The sequence below is a fragment of the Streptomyces sp. WAC05292 genome, from assembly GCF_003949955.1.
GTDB classification, from domain to species: domain Bacteria; phylum Actinomycetota; class Actinomycetes; order Streptomycetales; family Streptomycetaceae; genus Streptomyces; species Streptomyces globosus.
This window is the reverse complement of record NZ_RPSE01000745.1, coordinates 1-1,201: the sequence shown is the minus strand read 5'-3', so window position 1 is coordinate 1,201 and position 1,201 is coordinate 1. Positions and strand designations below refer to the sequence as shown.

At 73.9% G+C, this 1,201-nt stretch carries 1 protein-coding gene; it reads left to right on the top strand.

The window, feature by feature from the left end; all coding sequences use genetic code 11:
* Positions 1-325: 325 nt before the first annotated feature.
* On the top strand, positions 326-1,183 hold the full coding sequence (locus tag EF903_RS32780; RefSeq protein ID WP_125548559.1) for a fumarylacetoacetate hydrolase family protein: 858 nt from the start codon (positions 326-328) through the stop codon (positions 1,181-1,183).
* Positions 1,184-1,201 lie beyond the last annotated feature (18 nt).

Genomic DNA, 1,201 nt, shown 5'->3' with positions numbered 1-1,201 from the left:
CGCCTGGGCCTGGTCCCCGCCTGGGCCTGGTCCCCGCCTGGGCCTGGTCCCCGCCCGGGCCGGGTTACCGGGGCGCCCCGGGGGCATGGGCCGCCGCCGGGTGGGGCCGACCGCGGCCGCGGTGCCGATGCGGTCGGCCGCGGGGAGTGCCGATGCGGACCGTCGGGGCGGGTGGCTCGCCGGGGCGGTGTTCCAGTCCGTGAACAGGGGCTTGTGGGCGGAACGGGGTTCTTGGAGGATCGACCAATCCTCCGATGGCCGCACCCCATCGTCCGGCCCGGGGCACGCCCATGGGCCGACCACCCACGACCACGGGAGAATGCCCATGAAGCTGCTGCGTGTCGGACCGGTCGGGGCGGAGCGCCCCGCACTCCTCGACCAGGACGGGATCCTGCGGGACCTGTCCGGCCTGGTCGCGGACGTGGACGGCGCCCTCCTCGCCGACGACTCCGCCCTGTCCCGGGTGCGCGCCGCGGCGGAGGCGCGGTCGCTTCCGGTGCTCGACCCGGAGGGGCTGCGCATCGGCGCCCCCCTGGGCCGCATGGGCAAGATCGTGGGGATCGGGCTGAACTACTTCGGGCACGCCGCCGAGATCGGGGCGGAGCCGCCGGCCGAGCCGATCCTGTTCCTGAAGGCCGCCGACACGGTCGTCGGCCCCGACGACACCGTGCTGATTCCGCGCGGCAGCGTGAAGACGGACTGGGAGGCCGAACTCGGAGTCGTCATCGGCAGCACCGCCCGGTACCTGGAGTCCGCGGAGGAGGGCCTGGCGCACGTCGCCGGATACGTCCTCGTCAACGACGTCTCGGAGCGCGAGTTCCAGATCGAGCGCGGCGGCACCTGGGACAAGGGCAAGAACTGCGAGACGTTCACCCCGGTCGGCCCCTGGCTCGCCACCGCCGACGAGGTCCCGGACCCGCAGGCCCTCGGCGTCCGGCTGTGGGTGAACGGGGAGCTCCGGCAGGACGGCACCACCGCCGACCAGATCTTCCCCGTGGGGGAGGTCGTGCACTACCTGAGCCGGTTCATGACGCTGCACCCCGGCGACGTGGTCATCACGGGCACGCCGGGGGGCGTGGCGATGGGCCGGCCGGAGCCGAAGCCGTACCTGCGGGCCGGCGACGTCGTCGAGCTGGAGATCGACGGGTTGGGGCGGCAGCGACAGGAGTTCAAGGACGCCTGAACCCCGAAGTCGTAGTGC

Excerpts from the sequence above, each read along its gene's own strand:
- EF903_RS32780 (WP_125548559.1), top strand. The coding sequence starts at position 326 with ATGAAGCTGCTGCGTGTCGGACCGGTCGGGGCGGAGCGCCCCGCACTC.